At 38.3% G+C, this 5625-nt stretch carries 6 protein-coding genes; 1 reads left to right on the forward strand and 5 read right to left on the reverse strand.

All coding sequences use genetic code 11. The features are described 5' to 3' along the window. Positions 1-83: 83 nt before the first annotated feature. From lepB to J7E57_RS27035, 5 genes are all read right to left on the reverse strand, one after another. Positions 84-1277, reverse strand: a complete 1194-nt coding sequence (gene lepB, locus J7E57_RS27015; RefSeq protein ID WP_215132415.1) for a signal peptidase I — start codon at positions 1275-1277, stop codon at positions 84-86. Between the two features lie 116 nt (positions 1278-1393). Beyond that, positions 1394-2128 (reverse strand): 4-hydroxy-tetrahydrodipicolinate reductase, encoded by a 735-nt coding sequence (dapB, locus tag J7E57_RS27020; protein ID WP_215132413.1) that lies wholly within the window; start codon positions 2126-2128, stop codon positions 1394-1396. 120 nt (positions 2129-2248) lie between these two features. Continuing rightward, positions 2249-2992 (reverse strand): DUF5683 domain-containing protein, encoded by a 744-nt coding sequence (locus J7E57_RS27025; protein WP_215132410.1) that lies wholly within the window; start codon positions 2990-2992, stop codon positions 2249-2251. Next, positions 2992-3900, reverse strand: coding sequence for a ParB/RepB/Spo0J family partition protein (locus J7E57_RS27030; RefSeq protein WP_029280116.1), 909 nt, complete (start codon positions 3898-3900; stop codon positions 2992-2994). Before J7E57_RS27030 ends, J7E57_RS27025 begins: the two co-directional genes overlap by 1 nt. Positions 3901-3907: 7 nt before the next feature. Then, the gene (locus J7E57_RS27035) at positions 3908-4711 is read right to left on the reverse strand and encodes a ParA family protein (protein ID WP_029280114.1); all 804 of its coding nucleotides are present in this window, start codon (positions 4709-4711) and stop codon (positions 3908-3910) included. A 180-nt stretch (positions 4712-4891) separates the two neighbouring features. On the opposite strand from J7E57_RS27035, the gene J7E57_RS27040 reads away from it, so the two are divergent. Next, on the forward strand, positions 4892-5413 hold the full coding sequence (locus J7E57_RS27040) for an NADPH-dependent FMN reductase (RefSeq protein ID WP_215132408.1): 522 nt from the start codon (positions 4892-4894) through the stop codon (positions 5411-5413). Positions 5414-5625 lie beyond the last annotated feature (212 nt).

A 5625-nucleotide genomic window follows, 5' to 3' on the forward strand; every position in this document is an offset into this window, starting at 1 on the left:
CTTTTTAATTTTTTTAAAAAGGTGATTTTGGCACAAAAAAAAAGCCTGCGTAAAGCAAGCTTTTTCTAAAAATATCGTATAAATTAATGGATGCCCTTAAACAACCTGCTCCATCTTATTTTATGCAAGAAAGATGCAGTACTATCCCAGCTCATCCAAACAAATAAAGCTTTACCTACAATATGGTCTTCTGGCACAAAACCCCAATAACGCGAATCGGCCGAATTGTGGCGGTTATCACCCATCATCCAATAGTAGTCCATTTTAAAAGTATAAGTAGTGGCTACTTTATCATTAATATACCAAATACCTGCTTTTTGCTCTACTTTATTTCCTTCGTAAGTTCTAATAGCCCTGTAGTACAGCGGCATGGTATTGCTATCGATTTTAACGGTCCATCCTTTTGAAGGGATTTTAATCGGCCCGAAATTATCCCTGTTCCATACCCTGTCTGGATCGTACGGAAAAACACCTCCCGGAACAGCTCCTGCCGGATCTGGACTTAAGGTAACCGATTTCACAAAATCAAATGCTTTTAATTTATCGGCAATTTCTGGCGATGCATCTACAACGTATGTCTTATCTGCAATAGCAGGTGTTCCACCTAAATTAAGTTTAAATTCATCAAGTACAGAATAATTAAAATCCATGGTTTTAAACTCGATGCGATATGGCATCATACCCGTGTTTTTTAAAGGCTCATTTTTGCCATTTACATTGGCAACACCATTACTCATTGAAATTACATCGCCCGGAATACCTATGCATCTTTTTATAAAGTTCTCCCGTTTATCTACCGGACGGTCTATTATTGTAAATGTGCTTCTAACCTGCTGCCGGCCCATGCTACGTTCTAATGCATAATAACTTTCTGCCTGGTTTTCTACGGCAACAGTATCTCCTTCGGGGAAGTTGAACACCACAACATCGTTTCTCTTAATTTTAGATAAACCTGGTAAACGATGATATTTCCACTGCACACCATCCCAATAAGCTTTGGTAGAAGTGGTTAAAGGCATAGTATGGTGAGCAAAAGGAAAAGCAACAGGGGTCATCGGGATACGCGCCCCATAGTTAACTTTGCTCACAAAAAGAAAATCGCCAATCAGCAAAGATCTTTCCATCGAACCAGATGGAATGGTATAAGCCTCGATAAAAAATACGCGGATGATGGTTGCTGCTACTACTGCAAAAACAATTGCATCAACCCACTCACGGGTTTTAGTTTTTTTCTTCTTTGGGGCATCTTTTTTTCGTTGCCAGAATTTATAATTCATATATCTTATTTTTGGTTTGCGATTTATTAATCGGTTACCTGTTATCTGTAATCCTTCGGTGTGATTTCACAGATTTAGTGATTTCACAGATTATATTGTGCTTTGGTCTTTAGACTTTATTCAAAAATATCAGTAATGTTGAAAAATCCTTTTTTATCTTTCACCCATTCCGCTGCCACAACCGCACCTAAAGCAAAACCAGCTCTGTTATGGGCAGTATGTTTAATTTCAATTTCATCTACCTCGCTACTGTAAATTACAGTGTGCGTACCCGGAATATTCTCTATTCTATGCGATTCTATCAGTAATTGTTCTGCCTTCGGAAACAACTCGATATCTGTCCCTACTACTTCATTTAACCACTCTTGCTTTCTATCCAGGTTATCTACAATCCCTTCTGCAAGGGTAATGGCTGTCCCACTTGGTGCATCCAATTTTTGTGTATGGTGAATTTCTTCAACCTGAACCTCGTAGGCAGGGTAGTTATTCATCAGCTTTGCCAAAGTTTGATTCAGCTTAAAGAATAAATTTACGCCAATACTAAAGTTAGACCCATAAAGCAGGGTATTGTTACTGTTGTTGCAATCGTCTTTTACTTCCTGGAGTTTGCCATACCAGCCTGTTGTACCTACAACTATAGGCACATTGGCATCAAAGCAGGCATCAATATTTTTTAAAACCGAATCAGGCGTACTAAAATCGATGGCTACATCAGCCGATTTTAAATTTTGTCTGGTTAAATCTTCCTGGTTATCGATCGTTATTTTTAAAACAATTTCGTGGCCACGTTCTACTGCAAATTTTTCGATAATCTGCCCCATTTTACCGTACCCTAAAAGCGCAATTTTCATCTGTTTATATTTTTTTCAGTTTCTATTCTTATTTTTTGTCCTTAACCTTAGCAGTTAATTGTCAAATCATCACGACTTCAAATGTTTATCTATATTTAATATCCATGGTGGTTTTCGATATTAAAACGTTAGTGATAATTTTAACGCAGGCGTTGCATTGAAACCATACATCGAATTGGTATTAATCATGGATGGCATTACCTTAAAAGAAAGGTTATCATCAATATTGAAGAAATGCAGACGAGCGGCAACATAGGCATCTACGATATTAGCGAAATAAACCAAACCGTAAGAGAACAATACAATTTGTTTATTTCTTCTATAGGTATCTTTACCGGTTGTTATTCCTTGTGTAGAATACCTTGTAGTTACCTTGTCTGCGTTTACAAATGGGCCATCCGGATTTGGTTTATCATTGTGATCGTTGCGATACTGCAGCTCTGTCAAGTAAAGATTATATTGTTTACTACTTTCGATGTACGACATGGTAAGCACGGTTATACCACCATAAATCGCTGCAATTTTACCTCCGGTATATAATTTCTGGAAAAACTGATTTTTTCCTGCTCTTGTACCATAACCGTCGTTTAGCAATTGCATATTGTACAATTGACCCCAGCCTGGTATAATCATCGATCTGAAAACCGCTTTTCTACCGGCAACTTTACCCGGATTAACATACTTGGCTTTCATCGAATCCTTTCGGGTCATTGGTTTTTTAGCCGCAGTATCTAACGATTTAGATAATTTAATTTTCGAAGTATCAGCAGTTTTTAATACTGTATCCTTAACCTGCGCTGAGGCTAAGTTTACAAGAAAAAATGTAAATGCAGCAACCAGTATTAAAAGCTTAGTCTTTTGCATTACCAGTCTAATAACTCTAAAATTCGGTTTAAGTCGTCATCACTCATAAAAGGAATTTCTATCGCCCCCTTACCGTTCTGACTTACTTTTAACTTTACGCGGGTAGCAAATTTTGAAGCCAGATCGTCCTGCAATTTTTGATATTGAAAAGAAACAGCTTTTTCTTTCGATTTTTCACTGCCTTTTAAAGGTACATGCTGCAGATTACGTACAAGCTCTTCTACCTTGCGTACCGACAACCCTTTTTCTAAAATTTCCTGGTGGATAAACAATTGTTTATCTACACCATCAACATTAATTAAGGCTCTTGCATGCCCCATGCTAATTTTCTGATCGCGGATGGAAGCTTGAATAGCTGGCGGAAGTTTTAACAAACGCAGGTAATTGGTAACTGTTGTACGGTTTTTACCTACACGTTCGCCTAATTGCTCTTGTTTTAAGCCCACCTCGTCAATCATCCGCTGGAAACTCAATGCCACTTCAATGGCATTTAAATTTTCGCGCTGAATATTTTCGATCAAGGCCATTTCCAACATCTGTTGGTCGTTGGCACTGCGGATGTAAGCAGGAATCTGTGTTAAGCCAGCTAGTTTCGAAGCCCTGAACCTACGCTCGCCAGAAATGAGCTGGTATTTGTTTGCGCCAAGTTTTCTAACCGTAATGGGTTGTATTAAACCTTGTATCTTGATTGAATCGGCAAGCTCGTTTAAAGCTACCTGGTCAAATTCGGTACGTGGCTGGTATGGATTGGTTTCAACTTCAGTTAAACTTACGTGACTGATATTGCCAATCTGCTCGGTTTCGCTCACAGCATTTACCTGCTGTTTCGGCGGATGAGAAGATTCGCTATCATCTAAAAGCGCACTTAACCCTCTTCCTAAACCTGTTTTTCGCTGAAAAGATGTCATCTATAATTTATAAAGTTGCTGTTCCTATGTTTTCTTCTTCCTTTAAAAGGCCGTTTTTCTTTACAATTTCGCGGGCAAGATTAAGGTAGTTAATGGCACCTTTGCAATTGGCATCGTGCATAATTACCGAAACGCCATAACTAGGTGCTTCACTTAAACGTGTATTACGCTGAATAATGGTATCGAAAACCAGCTCGTGGAAATGTGTTTTTACCTCTTCTACCACCTGGTTTGATAAACGTAAACGCACATCGTACATGGTTAATAAAATACCTTCAATTTCCAGATCAGGGTTTAAACGGTTCTGAACAATCTTTATGGTATTTAATAATTTACCCAAACCTTCTAGCGCAAAATACTCACACTGAACAGGAATAATAACCGAATCGGCCGCTGTTAAAGCATTGATGGTGATTAAACCTAAAGATGGTGAACAATCGATGATAATAAAATCATACTGATCTTTGATTTTCTCCAAAACCGCTTTCATTTTGTACTCGCGGTTGTTCAGGTTAATCATCTCGATTTCTGCACCAACCAGATCGATGTGGGCGGGCAGTAAATCTAAATTTGGTGTATCCGTTTTTTGGATGGCCTGTAAAGGATCGATATCATTAATGATACACTCATAAATACTATCTTTAATATTCCGGGGATCGAAACCGATACCTGAAGTCGAATTTGCCTGAGGATCAGCATCAACCAGTAAAGTTTTGTATTCTAATACGGCCAAACTCGCAGCCAGGTTTATAGATGAAGTTGTTTTACCAACACCACCTTTTTGATTTGCTAATGCAATAATTTTGCTCATCTATGTATCCGAAATTTACTTAACGTTTATTTGGGCTGTGTTATTTATGCGTTTTAATTGGCAAAAAGTTCTATTTTTGCGTTGTTTACGGCCTTTTTCACAATCAGCTAAGATACAAACTATATGGCAATTTTAGCAAGAAGCGTGTTTGGGTTTTACACATCTTATTAACAATTATCCATGATCACAATTATAGCCGCTACCAACAGGCCCAATAGCAATACGCTAAAAGTTGCTAAATATTACCAAAGGCAACTAAAAGAAAAAGGAACTGATGCCAGCTTGTTCAGCCTGGAGCACCTGCCTATAGATGTTTTGAATACGGATATGTATGGCAAACGATCAGCAGCTTTTCAAGAAATCCAGAACATGATTAATAACACCGAAAAGTTTTTATTTATCATGCCAGAGTACAATGGAAGCTACCCAGGCGTACTAAAAGTATTAATAGATGCCTGTAATTTTCCCGATAGCTTTTATGATAAAAAGGCTGCTTTAGTCGGAATTTCTTCTGGTAAATATGGCAATATCCGCGGTGTAGATCATTTTACAGGCGTTTGTCATTACATCCACCTCCACATTTTGCCTTTACGCCTGCACATTCCGAATATTAAAACCGAGTTAGATGCCGAAGGTAATTTCAATCATCCGGATACCATCAAGTTTACCAACGAGCAGATAGATAAGTTTATCAAATTCTAATCGTCATTCATTTTTTCCTGCACCCTGCAATCCTAAATCTTGGAACAGACCGGGCCACCTAAACCTGATGGAAGCGGCACGCAGTAAAGCGGACAGCGGGAACTACACCAACCTAAATGCTACTTAACCTGCTTTCCAAAAAAATAGTCTAATCTTCTTTTGAAAAGCCCAGCCTGCATTTCATAGGAGTGTCAGTCTTGCTCATATCTTTA

It is taken from the genome of Pedobacter sp. ISL-64 (assembly GCF_018613605.1).
In the GTDB taxonomy this organism is placed as follows: Bacteria; Bacteroidota; Bacteroidia; order Sphingobacteriales; family Sphingobacteriaceae; genus Pedobacter.